This window comes from Legionella sp. km535, assembly GCF_003990085.1.
Lineage (GTDB): Bacteria > Pseudomonadota > Gammaproteobacteria > Legionellales > Legionellaceae > Legionella > Legionella moravica.
Window position 1 is genome coordinate 1 of sequence record NZ_RZGU01000033.1, and the last position, 26,610, is coordinate 26,610.

A 26,610-nucleotide genomic window follows, 5' to 3' on the forward strand; every position below is an offset into this window, starting at 1 on the left:
GAATTTGATAAGCTACAAGAGCTCAATATTGACTATGAAAACTTGCCAACCCTGATGGAGCAGGAGTTGGCTAGAAAATGGTAGCTTCTTATTGTTCAAAATATATCAGGGGATCACTCAGCCCGCGCAGGCGGGCAACTATTTTGCATTTGGCACTGCAGTACGTTGAGATAGCTCGTTGACCCACCCTCCAAATCATATCAGCTCAAACGCTAAAAGGAGGTGATATGGAGTGTATCTGCGAGTTGAAAGAAAGTTTAAACGTGGAACCTAATAATCCTCTCTGGCTCTATGGCATCGGTTTATTTTGATGAATGGTTGCCCGCATGTGCGGGCAAGACCGTTTATTTTGTCATGTAGAGAAAAGTTATAGGAGATTAAGGATCATTGAACTGGAATAAATTGATTAATAATCCTAAACTTAAAAAAATAACAATAAAAGTCGGTTGCTTCTATGAAAAACTTGTCATGTTTTATACTGTTTGCCTTTATAAGTAACATTACATGTGCCGATGAACTGGGAAAAAAAACCTATGATATCGCGTGCCAAAACTGCCATTCACCTAAATTAGCTACCGCAATTAAAGCTCCCGCAGCATTTGACAAAAATGCCTGGCAATTAAGGTTTAAAAAGGCAAAAACTGAATCAGAGAACAATCCCTCCTATTTTAAAACTCCAATGGACTATCTTCTTTACAGCGTAAAAATGGGGAAAGGGCTGATGCATCATGGCGGCTTATGCAATGAGGCGGATGTACCTAATAAAGATTGTTCTGATGAGGCACTTATTGCTGCCATAAATTATATGAGTGAACCACAAAGTGAATAAACCTAATGGATAGGGTTATCCTATCCCAGGTGCATTAAAATTATTGTGTTTCGATTAAAAAGTATGATCTCAATATTCTCCAATTGCTCCCCATGAATGGGTCCATGTGATCTTCTTGAGCTCACCGGTAGCAAAAATTTGCTCAAAAAACAGGTCTTTATCTGGATTTTTGGATGCTATCAATACCAGATTAGCACAGTTCTTAATTGGAATAACGATTGAGGCCTTAAAGTATTTTTTTATGGTCTGGACAAGTTCCCATTGCTCTTTGTAATTAGCCAGATTAACTGCAAGAAAACCATCTTCTGTCAGGTTGTTACTGCAAAATATAAAAAAATCATCTGTTGCGCATTCTTTGGGAAAATGATGGGCATCGTATAAATCTACAATGAGATTCTTGTATAAAGTTGAGTTGGTGTGAAGGAATTCATTGGCATCTTGATGAATTATTTCAAGATTGGATAATTGATTTACCATAAAAAAGCGTTTGGATATGTGAATGACTTCCTCACTACATTCTACTGCCGTGATGGATTGTTTTGGGGTACTGACTTTTAGCATATGGGGTATGCCAGCGCCTCCAAGACCTAATAAACAACAATTATCAGGATGGTTTCGTGCCATGATCGTAAGAGCATTGAGGTAATGCAAAATGGGATTTTGTGGTCTTCGCCTATTGATTACCGTCTGTAATGCGTCACTTCCTAATGTCAGCCAACGATAGAGCGAGTTTTGAAATACTTTATATCCTGATGGTGAGGTATAAATGCAGCGTGCCAATTTTGTTTTCCACATGAATCGTTTGATCCTTTATGACAATTATTATCACTTCGTCTTTAAAATTGTAAGGTTGTATTTCAAATTAACTTCTGTTAAGTTTGACCTGCAAAGTTTAGCCTAAAATAACATATTTTTCAGACAGGGAGTCAGACGTATGGATGAAAAGCTTGATACGTTATTAGTTAAAAAAAATAAGGTACATTCAGCAAGAGCGCGTAGTATAGAGAATTTTCAGCCAATAACCTTCGATTATGAGATTTCCTCTGACAAAATTCGTCTGGTTAAAAAAATCAAAGATGAAAACGAAGAAGGGCAAAGCGCTGTTTATTTTTTAAAGCAACATGATACTAATCCCAGGCTTGCAGAACTTGAGGCGTACTGTGGGGCAATTAGTCTGTTTCTTGCTACTTCTCGCTATGTCCCCAAAACTCGCCCGTATTATGATAGCGAAGGTAGAACAAATCATGTCAGTTCAAAAGAGATGGTTGGATTTCTTTCAAATTATGAAGAGCCTCTCAGTCCCGATGATCTTTTAATCTCCAGCCCTGATATTAACAAAGAAATGAATCAGCGTAGTTTGGTGCTTATCACAGAAAATTTGCTTGATTATTATAATAAAAAAAATCCCACGGGAGGATTGAGCTATTATACTTCGTTAAGTTTTATTTCTTCATGGTTGAATACTACTCCTACTCAATACTCAACACGAAGTGTTTTGCTCCATTCCCTCAATCATCCGACGCAAGATTCAATTTATAATTTATTTCGAAGATTGCGTGAACGAAGAGAGCATTTAAGATCCCAAGCTGTAAGACCTGCTGATTTTCTTAATGAATACTATTATTTAAACCAGGCTATTCGGCAACTTGAAGCCTTTATATGCATTGGCATCATTGATGAACCTGTTCCATTGTCTATAAAAGAATTTGAATTAATAGACAAGGACGTTACATCAAAAGGAATTGATTTAGATCAATATGAACACATTATTAATAGCGAAATTGATGGAACGAATTACACGGTACCGGTGAGGGATTTAAAAAATTATCGTACCGTCAAGGGGTTGGGTGTTGGTTTGACTACCCGCTATATATTTAAGGAAGGGGATGGTCATAATTCCAATATGTCCAAAGATGGAATCATTTTAGATTTTGATTGGACAAAAGCAAATATCCTTTCTGACTTCAGACAACACGATGCATTTAATCAGTTACTTAGACACCCAAATAGTGTTGCATTTGCTTGTGATGAATACACTATTGAGCATTTCCCTGACATCAATGAACCCAATTTATTTTACTGGCCTACAAAGCAGCCGGATTTAAGAACTATTTTGTTGACTAATCTTGCTGGGCTAATATCAGTAATAGACAGAGACGTAATCGAAAGCAATCTACTGTTCAATCTGGTACCAGTACATTTACTACTGGCTACCTTTGAATACGTTGAAAATGAGTACTTAGATAATGCAAATAAAACGTATTTTGAACAAATCAGTACTTTCTTTCATGGGATTTATCTACAGCTTAATGGAATAATAACCAATCAGCCAAGAGATCAATTAATCGTAAAAGAGAAAATTAGACATTTATTTAACAGTCTTCTTGAAAATGCAAATCAGTTAGCCGATCTCTTCTATTTTGGAGAAAAGCCATTAGATGCCAGGACAGCAGGTTATAACTTAAAAATCGCAGCACGATTTCTTTCTGCTTGTGTTAAGCATTATACGGAATTACGTTCGGAATTAATCGCTTTTACTCAAGGGCCTTTATTTAAATTCTTACCAGGTTTTGATTTATTTAATGAGCAGAAACTGGAACAATTGCTTTGGTACAGTGATCGGTTTATTGATTATTTAAAAGATCATATGGAACAGTTCGGTTCAGAAATTGAAATGAGATATGAGCGCTTTGAACAAAACTCATTCACTATTGAAGATAATACTCATTATAAATTATTAGCGGGTCATCCCGTGTTTATTTTTCATAAATATAAAACATTTCTTAAATATGTTTTGACCGATACAGAAGTGTTTCGCATATTTGCAGAACTAAATATTGCTGTTAGTCCAGTTAGTTCTTCTGATGCACCTATGAGTATTATTCATGAAAAACTGATTGCTGATGAGGCGAACCGGGTACTGGAAATAGCAAAGACTTTAGTATCTATGCCTGATTTTAAGCGATTTTTAAAAGAGCATGGCCAATTTGCGTTTGAGTTGATAAAAGAGGAATTTACAGCGGATCGGGATAAATACAGCCAAAAAACACACGATTTAGACTACTACGAGAGATTGGTTAACGCTTTGGATCCAGAAAGGATTGAATCAAAATTCAATGAGCTGTGTAGTGTCTGTGAAGCAGAGGAACCGGATCTTTCAAGTGAGGAGGATATGGTGTATCCATTATGCATTTGATCCAGATAAAAATGACGGGTCAGGGGGCTTTGATAATGGGGTATCTGGATGTCCGGGGCACTTGATTTTATCTGTATTTGAATCCCACGAGTTTCTGTGGTTTTGAGTACAGACTGCAGCATACGTTTATTTAATTTATCTATATTGAAGTTCTTATTGTGCTTGTAAAATCCTGGTTCCTTGCAACTGAAGCTTCAACACATCTTCACAAAACCAGTCCGGTTCTGCTTTATGGATCCCGCGGTCTTCGCCGCGGGATTTCGAAATACAGCATGTACTCACATATCAAGCGAATTCCCGCGGCTGTGACCGCGGGGTCCATGTTTCTGGACTTTTATTTTGAATTTTGTGGTTCTGTATATGACAAAAACCTGTCTTGCCCGCGCAGGCGGGCAACCATCCAGCAAAAGAGCCAGCACATGTAGCCTATTTGCTTGCAAACAGGATTGTGTTGTTCTGTCTTCCTCATATTTAAGTTGATATTGTGTTGGTCAAATCATCAAAAATTCGGAGTTTAGCAAATGCTCACATCCCAACCGAATTCCCGCGGCTGTGACCGCGGGATTTCGGAGTTTAGTATGCATTCATATCCCAACCGAATTCCCGCGGCTATGACCGCGGGATTACGGTGTTTAGTATGCATTCATATCCCAACCGAATTCCCGCGGCTGTGACCGCGGGATTTCGGAGTTTAGTATGCATTCACATCCCAACCGAATTCCCGCGGCTGTGACCGCGGGATTTCGGAGTTTAGTATGCATTCACATCCCAACCGAATTCCCGCGGCTGTGACCGCGGGATCCAATGTTTCTGCGCAGTTATTCTGGATCTTGTGGTCAAATCATCAGAAATTCGGAGTTTAGCGCGCGCTCTCATCCCAACTGAATTCCTGCGGCATGGTTGGTGGAATTCGGTTGGGATAGATTCACGAGTCAGGATTGAAATGGGTAAATGGAACCCAATTTTAAAATTTGTGTTAATTCATCGAGTGCCTGAAGGCTTTCATTCATCAATTGAGGATCAGCAAGATCTGTTGCCAGTAATTCAGTTCTGTAGTGCTTTAAAACCCATTCATCTAAAACATCTAAAAGTTGATTATTTACTAAAACTCCCTGGTGCATGGCTTGAATCTCGTAATCGTTTAAAGGAACGCGTAGTCGAAGACAGGCTGGGCCTCCTCCATTACGCATACTTTGTTTCAGATCAAGATAATGTACCGAGTTAATTGGATTGCTTCTATCATCAATTATCTCATCAATACATCCTTTTACTTTCGGATTATTCTGACATTCAAATGGAGCCATTAATATCATGCTCTTTTGGTCAGATAAGCTGATAAGTTGGGAATTAAACAAATAGGTATCTACCGCATCCCTTACGCTCATCGATTTATTGGAAATTTCAATCAGGGTTAGTGGAAAATCCGCTTTGTCTCTTAAAGTCTGAAGTACCTGAGCTTGATTGTAAAATGCCTCTTCATGAAAGAGAAATACCGATTCATTTGCAACGGCAATCACATCATTATGAAAAACGCCCTGATCTACAGCTGCTGCGTTTTGACAGGCAAAAATAACCCGATCAGAATTCAATAAATGACTTCGGGCTATTGCTTCTGATGCTTCCCGTGTTTGTCTTGCTGGAAATTTTGAAGGCTCAGGTTGATTGATTTTCGAACCTAGGGCTTTTTTGCCAAAAACAAACAGATTGATGCCTTTGTCTGCATGACTGTTACATAAACGGTTATGATTGGCCGCTCCTTCATCTCCGGTTACACTGGAGCGTGGTAAGACTGGATGATGAATAAAGAGTTCCGGATTTGCAAAAATTGAGCTTAATAATTTTTTGGAGAAGTCGGCTTCTTGATGACGATGCAAATTACTCACTAAATTAGCTGCTGTAAAATGCACCTTACCATCTGCAGTATCTGCGCTTGCTGAAACTGTGGCTGCATTAGCTGACCACATACTTGAAGCAGAATAACAGGCGCTTAGTAATTCAGGGGCTGCTTTATTGGCTTTGTTAATTTGCTCTGTTGGTGATCCTGAAAATCCTAATTGATATAATAACTCCAGGTTAGGGCGTTGGTGAGGAGGTAATAAACCTTGTTTTAACCCCATATTATGCAACAAACGCATTTTTGCCAATCCCTGTCGGGCTGCTGCCTGGGGATTGGATACGGTTAATGCATTAGTGGTAGATGCTATATTGCCTGCAGAAAGACCGGCATAATGGTGTGTCGGTCCAACCAGGCCATCCATATTTAATTCATATACGTTCATATGCTTTATTCCAAAACAATACCGGGTACTAATTGTGTCGGTGTCGATAAAACTGACTGTTCCATACTGGCAACAGGGTAGGAGCAATAATCCGCTGCAAAGTAGGCGCTGGGCCTGTGGTTGCCACTGCGTCCAACTCCACCAAATGGAAGACTGCTTGCGGCGCCAGTAGTGGGTCTGTTCCAGTTAATCAAGCCTGCACGAACTTTTTGGTAGAAATGCTGGTAGCGCGCTTCACTGTCGCTCAGTAATCCTGCTGCCAGACCATAGCGAGTCTGATTGGCTAATTCAATGGCTTCATCAAAGCTGTTGTATCGATGTATCTGTACAAAAGGGGCGAAAATTTCTTCATCGGGAGGATTGTTGACTCCAGTCATGTCTATAATTCCCGGAGTTAAAAGTCCCGTATAATCCGCCATCAGTTTCATAGTTAATAATGCTTCACCGCCAGCCTCAATGAGTTGGTTTTGTGCATGCAAATGTTTGAGCGCCTGTACATGGCTTATTACTGGCCCCATAAACGGTTCGGGCTGTTGATCATAGGGGCCTATCTTTACAGATTGGCATGCACGAATAAATCGTAAAAGAAATTCATCGCCCTGATGGGTATTGGGAACCATGATGCGTCGGGCACAGGTACACCGTTGCCCGGCGGTGATCAATGATGAAATAATACTGTGATAAACAGCTGCGCTCAGATCCCTGACATCATCAATAACTAATGGATTATTGCCTCCCATTTCAAGAGCAAGAATGACTTCCGGTCTTTCACTGAATTGTTGATGTATTCGTTTACCGGTTGTATAGCTCCCGGTAAAATACACGCCCTGAATATCCTGAGAAAGTAGTGCTGAACCGCAGTGATAATCACCCTGTAAGCAATTAATGACACCAGCAGGTATACCACTGTCATGCCAACATTGCATGACCAGCTCTGCAACTGCGGGTGTTTGTTCGCTTGGTTTGTAGAGAACCGTATTTCCAGCTAGAAGTGCGGGTACTATATGCCCATTACTCAAATGGGCAGGGAAATTGAATGCTCCCAGGACCACCACAACACCCTGAGGTTTGAATCGTAAACAGGAATTTGCTTCGGCATTTGTCGTTAGTTTTGTTCCAGTTCTTTCGTGATATGCCTGGATGGATAAATTGATTTTTCCTACAACTGCGGTGACCTCGGTATGTGACTCCCATAAAGGCTTTCCCGTTTCCAGGCTGATTAACTCAGCGAGTTGGTCGCGATTCTTTTCAATCTGTTGGGCAAATTCTCTGGTGTAGTGCGCACGTTGTTCAAATGGAGTATTCGACCATGCTGAAAGCGCTAGATGTGCTGCATGACTTGCCGCATTAATTTCTTCTTCAGTTGCACTGGAGCCTTGCCAGAGCAGGGTACCGTATGACGGATTGAGGGATTCCAGGGTAGTGCCTTTACCTTTTTCCCATACTCCATTGATGTATTGACCTTTTCCTTGTTTGATCGGTAATGTGGACATCTTTTTTCCTTATGATAATGGGGGCGCCTCATGGATTCGTATAGGTGAGATTCTAAGGCTGTCACCGCATTGTACGTTCAATAATTTAGCCGTTTCTTTGCTGATAATACAGGTGTTTTCCTGCTCATTGAACACGGCATAGTTAATGGTTGAGCGAAAATCCAATTGCGTATTGGCCAGTAGGTATTCATTGCTGCTGACTTCGTCGCTGAGACTTTTTATTACCATAATGCGACTTAGTGCAATGGTTCTAATTTCAGTAAGAGGCGCTTCTATTGTTGGTCCAGCATCGAAAATATCAACATAGTTGTTATAGCGAAATCCTTCTTTTAATAAAATATTCATCGCCGGCACAGTGGATTGATGGGGTTTACCTATTACTGCTTGAGCCCCCTCTGATAATAATTTGACATATATAGGATTGCGTGGCATCAAATCGGCTATGAATTGTTTGTTGGTTGCCAATGTCAGTCGATCAGCTTCTGCAAAGGGCATGTGAAAAAAATGAGCTCCGATATTTTCCCAAAAAGGGGATTGACCTTGTTCATCAGAAATTCCACGCATCTCAGCGATAACTAATGATGCAAAACGCGAGGGATTGTGAGCCATGAATAAAAAACGTCCTTTGGAAAGTAATAATCCATTATTGTTTTTTCTGTATTCAGGATCGAGAAACAGGGTGCATATTTCAGTGCGACCCTGATTGTCATTAACCAGACTTAACACTTCATAATCACTTCTTATACCTAATGAATGACAGATTCGCGTACGCTTTGATATTTTATATGAATAAAAAGGAGTTTCATGCCCTGTTTTTGCTTCAATAGCTGAAGTACCGACTATTCTATTATTCTTCTGATCTTCCAATACAAAAAGATAATATTCACTGGCAGGTTTACTGACGTTTTTTGCATAGGAATTACAAGACCATTCTAGTCGAGTTTTAAGCAAATTTTTATCTTTGGGAAGGGTGGTCATTCCTATACCACTTTTCTCTGCCAGTTGGTGAATCGCATCCAGATCGGATTCACGCACGCTGCGAAATAGCATCATTTTTTTAGATCCTCTAAACCACCTTGTGCCAAATCCGTCAAGAGCAAGGCACTCAGTGCAGCACGTTCTGATAAACTATCAAGCAAAATGTATTCTTCGGAGCTGTGAATATTTCCACCTCTCACACCCAGGGTGTCTAAAACAGCTAATCCATGGTGAGCCAAATTATTTCCATCACAGCAGCCGCCGCTGTCTTTCCAGTCTATAGACAATCCTAATTCTTTTCCAATGCTTTGTACGCGTTGAAACAAGCGTTCTGTCGCATTGCAAACGCGCTTAACCGGTCTGCCAAATCCACCATGAACGGTCAGAGAATAATCCACCCGTTTCATTTTATTGATTAGTTTATCCAGTTCTTCTCTTACCCAAAATTCATCTTCTGCCAGACTGATACGAATATCCAGTTGTGCAACTGCTTTATCGGGAACCACGTTTAAGGCTTCGCCACCCGCTATTTTGCCAATATTAATAGTGACTCCATCCCTCTGCCCATTTAAGGCGTGTATGGCGGTAACTGCCTCTGCTAGGTAGCAAATGGCATTCCTTCCTTCGTCAAAAGCTCGGCCCGCATGTGCTGCTTTACCTGTCGCGACCAGGGTTAATTTTCCGCTCCCTTTGCGGTTTTTAGCTAAAGTGCCTGTTGCTGTCATTGCGGGTTCGTAGACAAGAGCCGCCTGATAGTTTGGTGCTAATTCATCAAAAAGTGCACTCGAAACCGGGGAACCGATTTCTTCATCGGCATTGATCACGACATCCCAGCCTAATTGTGAGGCTATATCCGTTTGTTCGAATGCAGATAGTGCTTGCAACATAACTATCAGCCCGCCTTTCATGTCCGCTACACCAGGTCCATTGACGTAATTGTCATTGATGTAGGTTAATTGTTGAAAGGGGTTATTCGCCGCATATACTGTATCCATATGGCCGCTAAGAAGAATCCTGCGTTTTAAATGAGGACGTTTGCTAATCAACAAAGCATCTCCGCATTGCTGTGTTGTTGCGTTACCAGTCATATTGATTGTTGAAAGGGGGGGCAGTTTTTTAAATTGAATGGAGTCTGCAAGAGGTATATAGGCATTGTGTAGTGCATTTGCCATGGCTGCCAGGCCTTCCAGATTCGTGGTTCCTGAATTGATCTCACAGAATTGATGGAGCTGAGCCACCATGGATTTTTGATTGGATTTTATTGTGTCAACTAATTCTTTATAAAATTTAACCATGGTTTATTGCTCTAAAACTAAAGGTGAAACAATAGCTTAATTAATAGTCTGTAGTCAAACGATCCTCAGTTGAGTTTAAAGTCACTCAATACCTTTAAAGTACCTGTCAATTTCGTGAATAATTGCTTCCTTCAAGCTCTTCTTCATAGGATGAAGTTTCAGACTCTGAGTCGTTTTCAGAGGCATCTGCCGATTCATAGTCTTGTTTTGTTTCTTTTGATGAAGTTACATTGCTGTCCACGACTGATGTTTCTGATAAGGTAATCGGTTCTATACTCTTAGCTTGGTTGAATGCCTGCAAGGCTTTGGTTTGCAAACTTTTAAGTGAAAGGACTAAGTTGTCTCGTGTGATTTCTTCTTTTCTGATTTGTGAGTTTAATGAGGGAATTGTTGTATTTTTTAAGCTTATTAGGCTTTGAGAATTGCGATTCATCAGTTTTGTATTCATCTCGATGGTTAGCATATTGGTTTTAATTGCAGAATCATTCATTTGAGCTTTGATGGTGAATACCAATGCCGCTATACCTACGCCAACTGTTGCAAGAAATAAAGCGGCTGGAGGTATGGCAACTAAGGAATAGAGTAAGGCTGGGCTTAAAAAAAATGGGATAACACCACTCACCGTTAAAATCAGAGGGATACAGAAAATAAAGGTTAGCGCAACTAAAAGCAGGGCGGGGCTGCCTAACCGGTCACGTAATTTAATGTGATTGTTCATGGATACTGTGAGTTCAAGATTTTCGGATGTTAATTTTTGATTGGCTGCTTTTAAACTCGGATTGTTGTTCTGCAATGCTTTTAATTTAGAATTTAACTCGGTTAATTTAGTGAGTTGAGAGCTAATAAATTGTTTTTTAATTTTCAAGCTGGTTTCTGTTGCTACCGCTTGATGCTCAAATTCCAAATGTTTTTTCATCAATTTTAAAATGGCATGCAGTGCATCTGTTTCTTGTACTGTAAGTTGGGTTTTTGAGCTTTTTAGCTGGTTTTGTAGTTCTTCAAGAAAGTAGGGGAAGTTGATTTGTTCTGAATCCTGAATTAAATCAGCGCATTTCTTTTTGATTGCCTCTCGTTGAGACTTGATGCTATTCGTCAGTAAGCGACGGCTTTTTGTTGATAAGGTTTCTTCAATGCCTTCACCTGAACTACGATATCCGACTCTGGCTTTTGCACGCATTGTTCGTTTATCATGATGCGTTTTGCGCATATCACTTCGCGCTTCAATTTCTTTCAACTGGATTTGGCTGGTATGTTGCTCTTCTAACAACGTTTGAATTTTTAATTGATAATCAAGTATTGAGTTTCGTATTTTTTCTATAGCTCGATTATGTTCATTCAGACTTGATGAGTGTATTTTGTCTCGATGGGATGATGATTTTTTAGATACTTCGACTTGAGGTGGTGCTTCCATTATCCGAGCAAGTTTTCGTTGAAGTAACCCTATCTCGGTTTCATGACTACTGATCTGGGTTGGTATATGCATCAATTCACGATTGAGACGTTTTTTTAATTCCTCATCTTTTGTTTCTTCAGATTGCTCGAGTTTTTTTTGTTTCTCATCTTCAGCAAGTTGCTTTTTATGAGCTTGCGCTTCGAGGTCTTTTTGGACTTTACTCAGATTGGTGTCTCTGGATTCAGTCAGGATAGAGATAATTCGGGAGTGCACTTCAGGTATGGGAGCTTTACTTAGAATAAGGGCTTTTAGTTCTGAAAAGGAAGGTTTGTTAGTTGCTAAATAGACATTAACCTGTTCCGTTACGAGATCCGGTATATTGAATTCGGCCAAAAGCATAATCACTCCAGATTATCATTTTGATCGATGTTAGAATAAATTAATAGCTCAAGCAACCGGCCCCGAACTATTGTATTTTGAAAATTCAAGCAGCGCGCTGCACAGGCTTGCTCGTTCAGCAGCAAAAAAACCGGTCTTGGCAAGAGATATTCCCTGAGTGATCAGGCCATTAGAATAGGAGAGGGTGGGAATATAGAGTATTAGTCCTAACAAGGTTTCCATGAGTCCTACAACAATATGCAGGATAGGGTAGTTTATCCTGAGCTCAGTAGCCAAATTGTTATATTCTTTGATACTTTCTTCGGTTGGATTGGTACTCAACAATTGAGAAGTTCGAGCAACAACTTCAAGTAGAAGTCGTTGCCCATTTACTTTTTCCTTAAATTGATGATCAATCTGATCGAGAAGTTTTAGTCCGGATTTTTTCAGCTTCTGTTGATTTGTTGATAAATCATAAAATTGCTCTTTACATTGTTCCATTCGAATGGTGATGAGACTGTCGACACGAGAATGTGGACAATTCATATCACGCCAGTTGATTAACCAGGATAATCGCTCATCTTGTTTATAAGCCGCATAATTCGCGTTGATCAGAGTATCCAGAGCATTCCAGATGAGCTTGCGATGGAAGTTCATGCCCCTGCCTTTAACATTGGCTGCAGCAATGTCCAGGGAACGTTCAAACTCGTCTCTCTGGATAGGCCGACCCGTTTTAATGGATTTGAGCATATTGTAATAAACAGATGAAACAGCACCCCTGTCTATGGCATCACGGCAGGAGAAGTTATACCCAATCGAATGGTTATTTGGGGTAAGTGACTTGATGATAAAATCAGTTAACTCATATTTAGTAAAATGCAGCCATACTGCTTGCTTTTGAGCTGTAGATACTATTTCATGCTCCATAATACCCATGCAGTCAAAACTGTTTGTCAGTAGTTTCGTTAAAACCTGCGATTGATTTGTTTTCTCTGAAAACAACATGTTCCTGATTGCAGGGCTGATGTGAAAATCTGACACGCCGCTTTGGTGCATCTTGCCTTCCGCGACATCAAGCAGTTCAGTAAAAACTTGACTGTAGGTTAATTTATCGTCCAATTTTTTATAAAGATAGGCACCCATAAGGGCATTGCTTGCAGGAAGAGTAATTACCGCAATTTTGTATTTGGGGTTGTTTTCCAGTTTATGAAGTTCAAGGCTTAATTGCTTTTCATTAGTACCCGGGATATCCAGAAGATCGTTTCTATCAAGTCCCAGATTATTAAAATAGATATGACAAATCTGTTGTTCAGGAGGATATTTTTGGGCATTTATCTCCAGCCAACGTAAAAATAATGGGCTAATTCGTACAGATCCATTATGACGTTGAGCTTGTGTACTAAAACGAAACTCTTTATTTTTTGAGTATCTGTCAAAAGAGAAATGTTTGATTGATGGGATATTAGTATCCAGTTGCGGTTTAAAGTTAGGTGTAAATAAAGTCAGGAAGCGATTAAGCGGGTTCTCTACATTTGTAGGAGACAGTGTATTAACCTGATTGTATCTATCCTTTGTTAGTGCTTTGGCAATTTCATTACCGATATCGACTTGCTTTGGCCTTATTTTTGCACCGATTCGATTAATCCAATGTGCATTTTCAAGAATATGGTTATCATTGTGATAGATACTAAAAATGAGCTTGTCCAGTTCCTTTGCTTTTCTTTTACTCAGAGTTTTATACACTTCGTCGATCTGATCTTCCAGGTAGGCAAGCGTGTAGGAATATAAATTACCGTAAGGATAAGAAGCCTCATACTGCTCATCAAGTTTAGTCAGAGCTGATAATCCGGGTAAGAGATCGATTAACTTACTGGATATAAATGGGCGTAATTGGTTGAGATAAGCATAGCAGTTTTGATTATGGAGCATGTCACTTGATATATTATCTTCAGAGATCAAAGCTGTACTCACAGTGAATTTTAAGAGCAATAATTGAATTCATTGTAACAAATTATATCTAATATGGCTAGAGTTCAGATTATATTGTATTCATCAGGGCCTTTCATTCCGTATGTTCACTGGTCCATTAAAGAGAGAATATTCAGACAAAACAGACTGTACTGAGCGTTCTGGTGACGACGTCACACTTGTTCTTGAACAGGTTTATGACTAAATAATGGTAGTGCATGTTGGTGTTACTCTTTATAATTCATTTTTTTATAATGCGGCTTCAGGTTTTGTTATGAGCTACCTTTTTCTTTTTGATGCATGTCATCCCGAGTGGAAACCGATTTTAAACAATGCAATTGAAGTGATGGATAAGGAGTATTTAAACCAATTATTGAACGATAAAAATTGGCTTCCAGGAACCACTAATCTTTTTTCCTCCTTTAGTTTACCTCTTTCTAAAACACGCTATATTCTTTTTGGAGAGTCTCCATATCCAAGAATTGAGTCAGCTAATGGTTATGCATTTTGGGATAATGCTGTAGATGAACTTTGGAGCAGTAGCGGATTGTCCAAACGGGTTAATAGAGCTACTTCCCTAAGAAACATGATTAAAATGTTATTAATTGCTCGAGGGGCTTTGCAAGAAGATACATCACAACAGGCTATTGCACTAGTAGATAAGACGAACCTGGTTCATACAGCAGAAGATCTTTTTCAAGGGATGATGAATAAAGGGATTTTATTATTGAATGCCTGTTTGGTGTATAGTGAAGGTAAAGTACCTTATCACGCACGATACTGGCATCCCTTTATGAACAGCATCCTGGAGCAGTTAATGACGATCAAATCCTCAATTCAATTAATTTTGTTAGGTAAGATTGCCAATAATATTCCGCACGATATATTATCTGTAGGATTGATAGCTGAACATCCTTATAACCTCAGTTTCATTACGAATCAGCGTGTTATTGAATTTTTTAAACCACTGGACTTATTAGCCTATGATCAATAGTGAATCCACAATAGATAAACAGGAACTGGATAAATTTGCACAACACGCAGCACAATGGTGGGATACCGAGGGGCCTCTTAAAACCTTGCATGACATCAATTCAACACGGCTTGATTTTATCTCACAGCACGTGAAGCTGAACGATATTAGAGTGTTGGATGTTGGCTGTGGGGGCGGAATACTATGTGAGTCCATGGCGAGAAGAGGTGCTGACGTTATAGGTATTGATGCTGAAGCAGAAGCAATTAAGGCAGCCGAAGAACATGCTCAGAACAATAGCTTGAGTGTACGGTATTTGTGTACTCCTATTGAAGATTATGAGGACAAGGCCTTCGACGTTATAACCTGTATGGAAATGTTAGAACACGTACACAGGCCTGAACAGGTTTTGCACCATTGCAGGCGTTTGCTAAAGCCGGATGGTTTGTTGTTTTTGTCAACTATTAATCGTACTCCTAAAGCATATGCCAGCGCTATTATTGCTGCAGAATATGTATTAAATCTCTTACCCAAACAAACTCATGATTATGAGAAATTTATAAAGCCTAGTGAATTGGCTGCTATGACACGTTCTCATGGTTTTGAGCTCATTGATCTCAAAGGGTTACATTATAATCCAATTGCAAGAACATGCGCGCTTAGTGATGATGTCTCGGTAAATTATTTAATGGCTTTGCGGCCAGGGAAATAGGGGCACTGCCATTAAGTTAATGGTAAATTTGTAGCAACTGTCCTGAATTTAATTCAAGACAGTTGCTACATTTTAAAGTGAATTTTTCTTAAGTTAATGGCAGTGGGGAATAGGGTGTGTTAACAATCAACTATATTCAGTTAAGCCTGGTTGCTCGCAACTGAATCTTGATCACATATTACTCACGACCAGCGGATTTGATCGCAGAACCAGGATGGCTGTGCTAAAACATGGGATCCCGCGGTCACAGCCGCGGGAATTCGCATGATATGTGAGTACATGCTGTATTTCGAAATCCCGCGGCGAAGACCGCGGGATCCATAAAGTAAAACCGGACTGGTTTGTGAAGTTGTGTATAAGATTCAGTTGCTCGCAACCAGGATTTTATGCACAAACTATAAGCTTCGATTTATAGGCTTGAGAAACCATGCTCCTGTTTGCGAGCAAACAGGGTACAACTTCTATCCTCTACCATCAACATAAGGCGATTATTTAGTACATCAGGGATGACTCAATTTTTGAGATTTTGAAAGAAGTCAACCTGGATTATGCTACCGTTGCTGAGTTTTGCCTATTCTGTTTCTTTCTTTTTATTATACCGTTCCTGAAAACGTTGATGAGCATATTTCGCCTGGTCTGGAGTCACAACATCGATTTCATTTCCAAAAATATCAACGCGAGCAGCACCTGATTTTTGGCAGTTAAGATAGGCTGGTGACGCACTGTAGTAACTCAACGCTTCTCTCAGTGATTTTTTACTAAACGGAGGAGAGTCCAATCGCTCATAAAAATCAATAATATCGTCAAAAATCCCTATTTTTAATGGTTTTACCTGATTGCCCTTTTTAAAAAAAGCATTAGGAAAATGTTCAATAAGCCAATCAATGATTTGCAGCTTATCTTTTCTATCTGGATTTATCTGTTGATTCATAGTCCTACTCGGATACATTTTAACTTGAATAAATTATCATAACTTATAGCATAATCAAGCATCAAATGCCGCTGTTCACAACAAAACATTATATATTTTAAATTTGGATGTATATATTTGGTTCAATTTGGTTAAGAAGAGCCGTTTAGGTTGGTCACCGTGGATATTATCCATCACTTTATTGAAGATAGATTTGCCATTCTTCATGTATCTTAAAGCAAATTCAATAAGTATTAAAAGGATAAATATGTCTTTGTGTCTGAAAATTCAGGATGACTAGGTGTCATTTAGTCACCAGGTGGATTTATTATTGAGATTAATTGCTCTATTTCGTGTAAGAGATTTCTCAATTCAGTTGCAGATAATGTCAATTTTTTTGGCATCCTTTCACTGCATATTTTTGTAACTTGATGTATTTAAAGGATATTTAATTTCCATTTATTAGTGCGATATATCAGTGAGATGAGGAAATGTCTCAGGAACGTCCTTGCGATTATGTACAAGCATTGCTACATTATAATCATGACTTGTAAGGATATAAGTCGTGCAAAGGGATTTGAAATCAGAAGGAACTGATTTGTCAGGATGACAATAAGAACTGGATGTTCTTATACGGATGACTGCGAAAAGCCAGGGCTTGCCCTGGCTTTATTTTTTTAAGCTACCAGATATCCTGAATTGGATAAGAATTTCTTGTCAGGATAATAGGCAAAAACTACTGATCCATTTTTTATGGTATTGATTACCGGCTTAGCTAAAGTTTGAGCGATAGCAGGGCATCCCCAGGACAGGCCTGCGCGTCCCGCTTTTTTGATAAAATCAGGCTCTACATACCATGCGCCATGTATTACCACGCGTCTGTTGTATGCATTATCATTAAAACCTCGATCCAGGCCTTGTAGATTTAATGAGTACCCTTTATGGCCTATATAAGTATTTTTAGTAATGTAGGTGCCAAGACTGGATTGTTTGCTCGATTCTCTATTAGAAAATTGATTGGCAACAACACCTGAATTTTTGCCATGAGCAACATAAGTATTATATAAAAGCTTTTCATTGCGAACATCGAATACCCACATGCGTTGTTTGTTTGATGGCAGCGAGTAGTCTATTACGGTTAGAACGGGTTTTTTTACCGCTCCTCTTTTATTCGCATTTTTATACGCGGTTAAAGCGAGCTTCAAAACATTTTTGTTCAGTTTGGGTGCTTTAGTGCTTAAATGCTGAACTTGAGTATTAAGATCGGGTCCAGGCTTCGCAAATGAAGGGGTACTGGATGTAATGTTGCTTGTCAATATGACGGTTGAAATTAGAGATAACAAGGTATTCATACTGCTCCTTTCTTCTAGTTAAATCACCGTTATTGGTCATTAAAAAGATGGTGATTATATTAACAAATGACGCAATTGTAAAATCATGAGATCGTTCCTTGTTCAATAGGGAAAATAGTTATTCAATTCAACAGCTTAACTCCAGGATAAAAATTGATATTGTAAAAATACAACCCAGTCTGGCTAAAATTAATACCAAAATGATTGCTTTAATTAATTCAAATTGTATTAAATTTGAATAAAAAGAGTTTAATTTGCACCGCAAAATGCGATATAAGAATGGTTTTTTGCTTTATTAGACACGATAGGAAGCATATAATCCAGTACAATTTATAACGAATGCATTTCTTTTGTATTAGTTCTGCACTATGATCTTTTGTTGAAACTTATTATTAGAATTCGGAGAATATTATGTTGGAAAAGCAGTCCATAAATGTCCCAGAAGGTTTACGAGCTGCTATTAATAAGGCTTATCGTGCGGATGAGCTTTCATTGATTACGGAGCTCTGTGATAAGGCGGCAATCGAACCTCATCAACGGACTGCGATAAGAGCTAACGCAATGAAACTGGTTGAGTCAGTGCGATCTGAAAGAAAGAAAAGCACCGGTATCGATTCATTCCTTACAGAATATGCTTTATCCAGTGATGAAGGCATTGCCTTGATGTGTTTGGCTGAAGCCTTATTACGAGTACCTGATAATGCTACGGTAGATAATTTAATTAAAGACAAGCTTGCCGGAGGAGATTGGAAATCCCACCGTGGCCAAAGTGACTCCTTTTTTGTGAACGCTACGACCTGGGCTTTAATGTTAACCGGTAAGGTCTTAACACCTGAAAAAGCAGAAAATACCCTGACAAAAGCATTGATGAAACTAGTTAATCGCAGCAGTGAAGCTGTTGTTCGGACCGCTGTTGATAAAGCAATGCGTATAATGAGCAAGCAATTTGTAATGGGTAGAACAATCAATGAAGCCCTAACCCGTGCAAAGAAAAAAGAAAGTAAAGGATATCGTTATTCTTATGATATGTTGGGTGAAGCGGCTTTAACATCCGCTGATGCCTTGCGCTATTTTGAAGCGTATAAAAAGGCCATTGAATCCATTGGGCAACAAGCAGATAAAAACTCCAATATTTATAAACGTGCTGGTATTTCCATCAAGTTATCAGCAATTCATCCTCGCTATAACGAATCTCAATACGAACGTGTTATGGAGGAATTACCTCCCAGATTACTGGCACTTTCAAGACTGGCAAAAGAATATGGAATCGCCTTAACCATTGATGCTGAAGAATCTGAGCGTTTGGATTTATCTTTGGATGTGATTGAACAAGTGTTTAATGATGACAGTCTGGACGGTTGGGATGGATTTGGTCTTGCTGTCCAATCCTACCAAAAAAGAGCATTTTATGTTCTTGATTGGGTTGCAGCCTTAGCTCGAAGCAAAAAGCGCAGGATAATGGTTCGGTTGATTAAAGGAGCATATTGGGATAGTGAAATCAAAAAATCTCAGATGCAAGGTTTTGCTGAATATCCTGTTTTTACTCGAAAAGTGTTCACTGACGTCTCATTCCAGGCATGTGCTAAAAAAATATTAACCATGACTGATGCGATATATCCTCAATTTGCTACTCATAATGCATATTCTGTCGCAATGATTTTGAATATTGTCGGTGAATACAGAGATTTTGAATTTCAATGTTTGCATGGAATGGGTAATGAACTTTATGAGCAAATTGTTCCAGCGGATTGCTATGGCATTGCTTGTCGAATCTACGCGCCAGTTGGAAGCCATGAAGATCTGCTTCCTTATCTGGTTCGTCGTTTATTGGAAAATGGAGCTAACTCTTCTTTTGTTAACAGAATTGTGGATGACAATGCGCCTATTACTGATTTGGTGGAAGATCCCATTACTAAAGCAAAGGCTTTATTTAATAGCATGAATAAGAATATTCCGTTGCCCGAAGCTTTGTTTTTACCTCAACGAATCAATTCGAAAGGTTTTGATTTTACCAATCGTCATGAGAGAGCTTTGTTGCAGCAGGAATTAGCTAAGGTAAATTCAAATCAATGGAGTGCTGGCCCCATTGTTGCCGGAAAAACTGCATCAGATAATCAACAGGCAGTAACGTCTCCTCAACAGCCCTCAAGAGTAGTGGGCTCTGTGCAAAACTCCAGCTTGGATGATGTTGAAAAAGCATTAACACAGGCAGAGTTAGCTTTTCCTGCATGGAGCGGTACTCCTGTAGAAGAGCGAGCGGCATGTTTGAATCGTTTTGCTGATTTACTGCAAGCAAATATGATGGAGTTTTTATCTTTAGCTTGCCTGGAAGCGGGTAAAACCTGGAATGATGGTGTGGCAGAAGTTCGGGAAGCTATAGATTTTTGCCGATATTATGCCCATATGGCACAACAGTTAATGGCAAGTCCAACCAGACTTCATGGATATACCGGTGAGTTAAATGAGCTCAGCTTACATCCTCGTGGTACGATACTGTGTATTAGCCCTTGGAATTTCCCATTGGCTATTTTTACCGGTCAGGTCGTTGCTGGTTTAGTCACGGGGAATTGCGTTATTGCCAAACCGGCTGAACAAACTCCCTTGATTGCTGCTTATGCCGTTAAGCTCATGCACCAGGCCGGAATACCTGTAGGTGCAATCCAATTACTACCCGGCGCTGGAGAGACTATAGGTGCTGCTCTGGTATCAGATAAAAGGATAAAAGCAGTTTTGTTTACTGGTTCAACTGATACCGCGAATCTGATTAATCGTACTTTGGCTACGCGTGGCGGTGAGATAATCCCCTTGATTGCAGAAACTGGCGGGCAAAATGCCATGCTGGTTGATTCATCAGCATTGTTGGAGCAAGTAGTTGTTGATGCAGTGGTTTCGGCATTTGGTAGTGCTGGGCAGCGATGTTCTGCACTGCGTGTTTTATTTGTTCAGGAAGAAGTTTATCCTCGTACCATAGAATTACTTAAAGGGGCTATGGCTGAACTGGTTGTGGGCGATCCCCGTTGGCTTTCAACAGACATTGGCCCAGTTATTGATAAAGATGCTTTATCTCTTTTGACAAATCATGTTGAGAATATGAAGAAAAAGTATGAAATTCTGTATCAATGCAAACTGAGCGATGAGTGCGAGTCAGGGTTCTTTATGCCGCCAACGGCTATTGCTATTGATAATCTCGATGCTTTGGAAAAAGAAGTATTTGGTCCCGTGTTGCATGTCGTTCAATTTAAAAGAAAAAATCTGGATCAGGTTATCGAACAAATTAATAAGACGGGTTTTGGGTTAACTTTGGGAATTCATAGTCGTATTAATGAAACGGTTGAGTACATCAGAAAACGAATTCATGCCGGTAACTGTTATGTAAATCGTAATATGATAGGCGCAGTAGTTGGTTTACAGCCTTTTGGCGGAGAAGGTCTATCAGGCACTGGTCCTAAAGCAGGTGGTCCTAACTATCTTGTTCGTTTATGCCATGAGCGAACTTATACTGTGGATACAACTGCAGCAGGGGGCAATGCCAGTTTAATGTCTTTACCCGAAGATATTTAACTAAGTATTGTTGACATTTCAATATTAACAAGCTTACTTTCCGCGACTTGTTCGCGGAATCGATAGATCGTGCGCAAAACAAGAATATATTGCGCCTCTAAACATTGAATTGGATCCCGCGAACAAGTCGCGGGAATTCGAAACATGAATTGTCAACAGCCCGTAATAGTTTGAGTTGCTCTTGTATATTTGAATACAAGATCAACTTAACTAATCAACACATCGGGTTTTATTTCAGGTTTTGAAGGTGGTGTAACATGTCAAGACTAAAGACATACATCCATGTATTTGAATCTTCTATATTTCTTTAAAAAACAATCCAGCGCTGTAGTTTAAATCAATTTTTATTCATCATGTCTTTTAGCAAATAACCAGGGTATCAGAACGAATAAAATTAAACCACCTATTAAAAATGCCTCAAAGAAATACACATTACCAATAGGTATTTGAGATGGTGGAATAAATCCAACTATCATCGCGAGGATGCAGCATATAATCCCTGTCCCGGCGACTAGCCACATAACGACATTGCCTCCGGGTATGGTGTACCCTCGTGGGTGATCTGGTCTGGAATATCTTAGTTTTATAGCTGCCGCAAACATGATGATATAAACTAATAAAGCCATTTGTGCACTTAAATCGCTTAAGATCCAATAAGCAGCATTAATCGAATCAAGCAATATAAATATACTACTCAAAACCGTAAATATTAGTCCCTGAGTCATTAGAATAGTAACAGGTGCTCCAAAGCGATTAACACGAGAAAATCGTGCTGGCAGAGAGCCATCTCGAGCGGATACTAACAATCCTTTAGTTGGACCAATAATCCAGGCAGAAACACCACTCAGCCCGCCTAAAATGATCAGGACGGCTATAACCGAGGTCATCCAGGGCATATTGTAAGAATTGAAAAAGACGGAATAAGCATCAATTAAACCGGAAACCACACTTAAATTATCGTTAGGAACGACAATTACAATGGCTAATGACCCCAGCGAGAGGGTGGATATGATGACCAGCGTAGAGTAGAGCAATGCTCTGGGATAATCTCTTTGTGGATTTTTAACTTCTTCAGCATGAACTGCTGACATCTCCATGCCAATTAAACCAAATAATACCGCTGAAAAGAGAGCCAGATTGCCAAATGAGCTGAAATCCGGAAGCCAGGATGATGGGTAATTAACCGCCACGGGCCTGCCCTGGAACATCCATACGATGCCAAGTACTATAATGACGAGCATGGGGAGCACGGTACCTATTGATGCACCAATAATGCTCACGATACTGGATAATTTCATCCCGAAACAGTTGAGCAGAGTAAACAGCCAGAAAAGGCTTAGTGCTGTTCCTAAAAGATAAAATTTATTATTGGCCAGGCTGGGGGCAATTAAATAGGACAGTGTTGCAGCAATAAAAGCCAACATCGTTGGATACCAGACCACATTATATATCCATTGCAACCAGATGGTTATAAAACCAGCGCGTCTTCCAAAAGCTTCCCTCACCCAAACGTAGATACCACCGGTATTGGGGTACGCGGTCGCCAACTCAGCGGCAACCAGGGCAACAGGAATAAAAAAAGCAAATGCTGCGACCAGATAATAAGAGACAAGTGATAAACCAAGTTTGGCACTGATAGGAAGTGTTCTTAAACTGTCTACAGCAATTATGTTAATCATGACCAAAGAAAAGACGCTCAATACTTTTTTTGAGTGATTCATAATTGGATCCTTAAAGGGTGCAGTCGTAAGGCAAGTTGCAGGGCGAATAACTATTAAAATGTGAGTTTAATTGCGTAATATAAAATATGTCCATGCACCTGGATTCAGCATAAATAGTTAACCGCTAAATCTATCAGTTTATGTAAAAAAAATCAATGAGTTGTCGGATTGTTTCCACGGCTGTTCCATTAAAAATGTGACGTCTTTCCGAGCGTAGCGAGGAATCTCCTGCAAATTGGCACAATCTGAATTAATGCATTAATTATCATTACCTTTTAAACTCTTTGTTTTTACAAGGAATTTAATGATGTCATCAGAAGATGTACCTGAATTTTTATATCATTTCGACACGCTCGAAGAGCCAAGAATTGATAGAAAGAAATGGTATCCTTTAACGGAACTATTATTTCAGGTGAACGTCTGCGACACTGCTTGCGATTGCGAAAATCTTTTAGCGCCTGAAGAAATAATAGAAATTGGTAGTCGCGCAGCGACTACCAATTATAAATAACTCCATATTGTGGTGATAGCCCAATCGATCGATAAAGGCTTCATTTTGTTTAAGCGCAAAGATTTCTCAATACGTACTGAAGAATACCGCCGTTTTTGTAGTATTCCAGTTCATCTGCTGTATCGATTCTGCACAGCGCCTGAAGATGATCTACTCGACCGTCATTGCGTTCAATTGTAACAGATACTTTTGCGCCAGGTGTGAGAGCGTCTGATATCTCAATGCTGATACGCTCGCTGCCCTCCAGTTGCAAAGTCTTACGTGTCACTCCATCCATAAATTGAAGTGGCAGAACCCCCATTCCAATTAAATTAGAACGATGTATCCGCTCAAAGCTTTCAGTAAGTACAGCTTTGACACCCAATAGATTAGTTCCCTTGGCTGCCCAGTCTCTTGATGAACCTGTTCCGTATTCTTTACCAGCAATAACAACCAAATCATGATGTGCTGCCTGATAAAGCATTGACGCATCATAAATAGGCATGATGTCGCCAGTAGGAATATAGCGAGTGATTCCACCTTCCTGCCCCGGAGTCATTTCATTGCGGATTCGAATGTTGGCAAAAGTTCCACGCATCATGACTTCATGATTTCCACGACGTGATCCGTAGGAGTTAAAATCTTTTTCATCAACCCCTTTTGATTTGAGATACAATCCGGCAGGAGAACTTGCTTTAATGGATCCAGCTGGTGAAATATGATCTGTTGTTATAGAGTCACCAAAAAGAGCCAGAATATAAGCTTGTTTTATGGGTTTAATTGCCTCTGGCTTTGCTTTCAGATGTTCAAAGAAAGGAGGGTGCTGAATATAAGTTGATTCAGGATTCCACTCATAAGTTGTTCCTGTACTTGTTTTTATGGCTTGCCAATGGCTATCACCTTTAAACACTTCAGCATATTCTTTGCGGAACATACTACCAGTTACTTTAGCAACTTCTTGAGCCACTTCAGCATTCGTAGGCCAGATATCTTTTAGAAACACATCGTTTCCGTGGGCGTCTTGCCCTAAAGGTTCTTTGCTTAAGTCAACAGATGTGGATCCGCATAATGCATAAGCGACAACTAATGGAGGAGAGGCCAGCCAGTTCGCACGAACCTGAGGATGAACGCGGCCTTCAAAATTACGATTTCCAGATAAAACGGCTGATACCACCAGATCATTATCTGTGATGCAGTGTGAAATAGCATCAGGTAGAGGGCCAGAATTACCGATACAGGTAGTACAACCATAACCAACCAGATTAAAGCCTAATTGATCCAGATAGGATTGCAATCCCGCCTGTTTTAAATAATCGGTAACCACTTTGGAACCTGGAGCTAAAGAAGATTTTACCCAAGGTTTACGTTGTAATCCTTTTTCAATTGCTTTTTTGGCAACCAGTCCTGCAGCCATTAGAACACTTGGATTCGATGTGTTGGTACAACTGGTAATGGCGGCAATGACCACGTTACCATGCTTCATTTTAAATTCTTTATTTTTAACAGTGAACTCGGTGTTGCTCTCTGACTCTTTGCCTGCTTCTTTTAAAAAATGATTGAATTCAACAGGTAGTGAAGACAGGTTGACTTTGTCTTGGGGTCTTTTGGGTCCCGCTAAAGAGGGCTCAACTGTATCCAAATCCAAATGGAGCGTATCAGTGAACACGGGATCTTCACTGTCCTTGTCATACCACATGCCTTGCGCTTTTGCATAAGCTTCAACCAACGCAATAGTATGCTGATCGCGTCCTGTTAACTCTAGGTAACGAATGGTTTCTTTGTCGACCGGGAAGAAACCACAGGTTGCCCCATATTCTGGAGCCATATTGGAGATGGTTGCCCTGTCTGCCAGTGGTAAATCATTTAATCCTGGGCCATAAAACTCTACAAACTTACCGACGACTCCTTTTTTTCTGAGCATTTGAGTTACAGTCAGCACCAAATCGGTGGCAGTGATCCCTTCTTTTAATTTTCCTGATAATTTAAAACCAATCACTTCAGGAATTAACATCGAGACTGGTTGTCCAAGCATGGCAGCTTCTGCTTCTATACCGCCGACTCCCCAGCCTAGTACTCCCAGTCCATTAATCATCGTTGTATGAGAGTCTGTACCCACCAGGGTGTCAGGATAAGCGTACAAATGACCGTCGCATTCACTGGTCCAAACGGTTTTTGCTAAATACTCAAGGTTTACTTGATGGCAAATACCGGTACCTGGAGGGACGACCTGAAAATTGGAAAATGCTTTTTGTCCCCAACGGAGAAATTCATAGCGCTCATTATTGCGTTCCATCTCAATTTCAGTATTGATTTCAAGAGCGTCTTTGGTGCCAAATTTATCTACCATAACAGAGTGATCTATCACTAAATCAACTGGAGAAAGAGGGGAGATTTTATCGGCATTTCCACCCATTTTTACAATTGCGTCGCGCATGGCAGCCAAATCGACAACAGCTGGTACTCCAGTAAAGTCCTGCATGAGAACACGAGCTGGTCTGAATGCGATTTCATGCTGGGAAGTTTTAGTTTCCAACCAGTCTGCTACGGCTTTTATGTCTTTTGTGGTGACGGTATTATTGTCTTCAAAGCGTAATAAATTTTCAAAGAGAACTTTAAGAGAATAGGGTAACCTGCTAATCCCTTTGAAATTTTTGTTTTCAGCTTCCTTCAAGCTGTAATAATGATAGGTTTTACCATCAACTTTTAATTCACTTTTTGTTGATAGACTGTCATGACCTACTTTCATAAAAGAACTCCCAAAATCAAAAAAATAATAATAGCTCAAATTTAGGAATTTTTCATGAGGTCTTTTAAACTAGACGCTATCTATTTTATAAGAGCGGTTCAATTATTTGTCTTTACGAACATTCGTGAATCAATCCCTGATGAGCCGTGGCGTTTTACATCAATTTTACTTTCTATTTTTATCCGAAGGTTATATTTTGTGGATTCCGCGGTCGAAGCCGCGGAAATTCGAGTGGTGGATTTGGGGTTCGAAGTCGGGATATTCGGGGTGCTGTGTTTGCTCTCTTCTCAACCGAATTCCCGCGGCTAAGACCGCGGGATCCAGGAGTTGTAGCCT

The 26,610-nt window shown here is 39.8% G+C and carries 17 protein-coding genes; 6 read left to right on the forward strand and 11 right to left on the reverse strand.

The features are described from left to right. Window positions 1-454 precede the first annotated feature (454 nt). A complete protein-coding gene (locus ELY21_RS14575; protein WP_127110682.1) occupies window positions 455-829 on the forward strand; it encodes a cytochrome c5 family protein in 375 nt (124 codons plus the stop codon). Between the two features lie 69 nt (window positions 830-898). On the opposite strand, the gene ELY21_RS14580 is transcribed toward ELY21_RS14575, so the two are convergent. Continuing rightward, the gene (locus tag ELY21_RS14580) at window positions 899-1,624 is read right to left on the reverse strand and encodes a fused MFS/spermidine synthase (RefSeq protein ID WP_127110684.1); all 726 of its coding nucleotides are present in this window, start codon (window positions 1,622-1,624) and stop codon (window positions 899-901) included. A gap of 139 nt (window positions 1,625-1,763) precedes the next feature. Between ELY21_RS14580 and ELY21_RS14585 the strand changes: the two genes are divergently transcribed. Then, on the forward strand, window positions 1,764-4,025 hold the full coding sequence (locus ELY21_RS14585) for a hypothetical protein (protein ID WP_127110686.1): 2,262 nt from the start codon (window positions 1,764-1,766) through the stop codon (window positions 4,023-4,025). A gap of 932 nt (window positions 4,026-4,957) precedes the next feature. Here the strand turns inward: ELY21_RS14585 and astB are convergent. The 6 genes from astB to ELY21_RS14615 form a co-directional block, all read right to left on the reverse strand. Beyond that, the gene (astB, locus tag ELY21_RS14590) at window positions 4,958-6,304 is read right to left on the reverse strand and encodes an N-succinylarginine dihydrolase (protein ID WP_127110688.1); all 1,347 of its coding nucleotides are present in this window, start codon (window positions 6,302-6,304) and stop codon (window positions 4,958-4,960) included. Window positions 6,305-6,309: 5 nt separating this feature from the next. Beyond that, window positions 6,310-7,797: a succinylglutamate-semialdehyde dehydrogenase gene (gene astD, locus ELY21_RS14595; RefSeq protein ID WP_127110690.1), complete on the reverse strand. Its 1,488-nt coding sequence runs from the start codon at window positions 7,795-7,797 to the stop codon at window positions 6,310-6,312. A 9-nt stretch (window positions 7,798-7,806) separates the two neighbouring features. Beyond that, window positions 7,807-8,850, reverse strand: coding sequence for an arginine N-succinyltransferase (gene astA / locus ELY21_RS14600; RefSeq protein ID WP_127110692.1), 1,044 nt, complete (start codon window positions 8,848-8,850; stop codon window positions 7,807-7,809). Then, complete coding sequence (locus ELY21_RS14605; RefSeq protein ID WP_127110694.1) at window positions 8,847-10,070, reverse strand: hydrolase; 1,224 nt, start codon at window positions 10,068-10,070, stop codon at window positions 8,847-8,849. Before ELY21_RS14605 ends, astA begins: the two co-directional genes overlap by 4 nt. Before the next feature lie 106 nt (window positions 10,071-10,176). Next, entirely contained in the window at window positions 10,177-11,862 is a 1,686-nt protein-coding gene (legC3, locus tag ELY21_RS14610; RefSeq protein ID WP_127110696.1) for a Dot/Icm T4SS effector LegC3/PpeA, read from the reverse strand. A 48-nt stretch (window positions 11,863-11,910) separates the two neighbouring features. Then, window positions 11,911-13,812, reverse strand: coding sequence for a hypothetical protein (locus tag ELY21_RS14615; RefSeq protein WP_233588729.1), 1,902 nt, complete (start codon window positions 13,810-13,812; stop codon window positions 11,911-11,913). 271 nt (window positions 13,813-14,083) lie between these two features. Between ELY21_RS14615 and ELY21_RS14620 the strand changes: the two genes are divergently transcribed. Both ELY21_RS14620 and ubiG read left to right on the forward strand, forming a co-directional pair. Next, window positions 14,084-14,803, forward strand: a complete 720-nt coding sequence (locus tag ELY21_RS14620) for a uracil-DNA glycosylase (protein WP_127110698.1) — start codon at window positions 14,084-14,086, stop codon at window positions 14,801-14,803. Next, window positions 14,793-15,494, forward strand: coding sequence for a bifunctional 2-polyprenyl-6-hydroxyphenol methylase/3-demethylubiquinol 3-O-methyltransferase UbiG (ubiG, locus tag ELY21_RS14625; protein ID WP_127110700.1), 702 nt, complete (start codon window positions 14,793-14,795; stop codon window positions 15,492-15,494). The genes ELY21_RS14620 and ubiG overlap by 11 nt, the downstream gene beginning before the upstream one ends. Before the next feature lie 571 nt (window positions 15,495-16,065). Here the strand turns inward: ubiG and ELY21_RS14630 are convergent. Both ELY21_RS14630 and ELY21_RS14635 read right to left on the reverse strand, forming a co-directional pair. Further along, entirely contained in the window at window positions 16,066-16,425 is a 360-nt protein-coding gene (locus tag ELY21_RS14630) for a ProQ/FINO family protein (protein WP_127110702.1), read from the reverse strand. A gap of 656 nt (window positions 16,426-17,081) precedes the next feature. Further along, window positions 17,082-17,756 (reverse strand): murein L,D-transpeptidase catalytic domain family protein, encoded by a 675-nt coding sequence (locus tag ELY21_RS14635; RefSeq protein ID WP_028383445.1) that lies wholly within the window; start codon window positions 17,754-17,756, stop codon window positions 17,082-17,084. Between the two features lie 411 nt (window positions 17,757-18,167). Here ELY21_RS14635 and putA point away from each other — a divergent pair, with 411 nt between their 5' ends. Then, window positions 18,168-21,317, forward strand: a complete 3,150-nt coding sequence (gene putA / locus ELY21_RS14640) for a bifunctional proline dehydrogenase/L-glutamate gamma-semialdehyde dehydrogenase PutA (RefSeq protein WP_127110704.1) — start codon at window positions 18,168-18,170, stop codon at window positions 21,315-21,317. Between the two features lie 344 nt (window positions 21,318-21,661). Here the strand turns inward: putA and ELY21_RS14645 are convergent, their stop codons facing one another. Further along, on the reverse strand, window positions 21,662-23,038 hold the full coding sequence (locus tag ELY21_RS14645; RefSeq protein ID WP_127110706.1) for an APC family permease: 1,377 nt from the start codon (window positions 23,036-23,038) through the stop codon (window positions 21,662-21,664). 304 nt (window positions 23,039-23,342) lie between these two features. Here ELY21_RS14645 and ELY21_RS14650 point away from each other — a divergent pair, with 304 nt between their 5' ends. After that, entirely contained in the window at window positions 23,343-23,549 is a 207-nt protein-coding gene (locus ELY21_RS14650) for a hypothetical protein (protein WP_127110708.1), read from the forward strand. 49 nt (window positions 23,550-23,598) lie between these two features. Here the strand turns inward: ELY21_RS14650 and acnA are convergent, their stop codons facing one another. Then, the gene (gene acnA, locus ELY21_RS14655; RefSeq protein WP_127110710.1) at window positions 23,599-26,274 is read right to left on the reverse strand and encodes an aconitate hydratase AcnA; all 2,676 of its coding nucleotides are present in this window, start codon (window positions 26,272-26,274) and stop codon (window positions 23,599-23,601) included. Between the last annotated feature and the right edge of the window lie 336 nt (window positions 26,275-26,610).

Bases quoted from the DNA above. Each gene is read 5' to 3' on its own strand.
- ELY21_RS14575 (WP_127110682.1), top strand. From the start codon at position 455: ATGAAAAACTTGTCATGTTTTATACTGTTTGCCTTTATAAGTAACATT.
- ELY21_RS14580 (WP_127110684.1), bottom strand. From the start codon at position 1,624: ATGTGGAAAACAAAATTGGCACGCTGCATTTATACCTCACCATCAGGA.
- ELY21_RS14585 (WP_127110686.1), top strand. From the start codon at position 1,764: ATGGATGAAAAGCTTGATACGTTATTAGTTAAAAAAAATAAGGTACAT.
- astB (WP_127110688.1), bottom strand. From the start codon at position 6,304: ATGAACGTATATGAATTAAATATGGATGGCCTGGTTGGACCGACACAC.
- astD (WP_127110690.1), bottom strand. From the start codon at position 7,797: ATGTCCACATTACCGATCAAACAAGGAAAAGGTCAATACATCAATGGA.
- astA (WP_127110692.1), bottom strand. From the start codon at position 8,850: ATGATGCTATTTCGCAGCGTGCGTGAATCCGATCTGGATGCGATTCAC.
- ELY21_RS14605 (WP_127110694.1), bottom strand. From the start codon at position 10,070: ATGGTTAAATTTTATAAAGAATTAGTTGACACAATAAAATCCAATCAA.
- legC3 (WP_127110696.1), bottom strand. From the start codon at position 11,862: ATGCTTTTGGCCGAATTCAATATACCGGATCTCGTAACGGAACAGGTT.
- ELY21_RS14620 (WP_127110698.1), top strand. From the start codon at position 14,084: ATGAGCTACCTTTTTCTTTTTGATGCATGTCATCCCGAGTGGAAACCG.
- ubiG (WP_127110700.1), top strand. From the start codon at position 14,793: ATGATCAATAGTGAATCCACAATAGATAAACAGGAACTGGATAAATTT.
- ELY21_RS14630 (WP_127110702.1), bottom strand. From the start codon at position 16,425: ATGAATCAACAGATAAATCCAGATAGAAAAGATAAGCTGCAAATCATT.
- ELY21_RS14635 (WP_028383445.1), bottom strand. From the start codon at position 17,756: ATGAATACCTTGTTATCTCTAATTTCAACCGTCATATTGACAAGCAAC.
- putA (WP_127110704.1), top strand. From the start codon at position 18,168: ATGTTGGAAAAGCAGTCCATAAATGTCCCAGAAGGTTTACGAGCTGCT.
- ELY21_RS14645 (WP_127110706.1), bottom strand. From the start codon at position 23,038: ATGAATCACTCAAAAAAAGTATTGAGCGTCTTTTCTTTGGTCATGATT.
- ELY21_RS14650 (WP_127110708.1), top strand. From the start codon at position 23,343: ATGATGTCATCAGAAGATGTACCTGAATTTTTATATCATTTCGACACG.
- acnA (WP_127110710.1), bottom strand. From the start codon at position 26,274: ATGAAAGTAGGTCATGACAGTCTATCAACAAAAAGTGAATTAAAAGTT.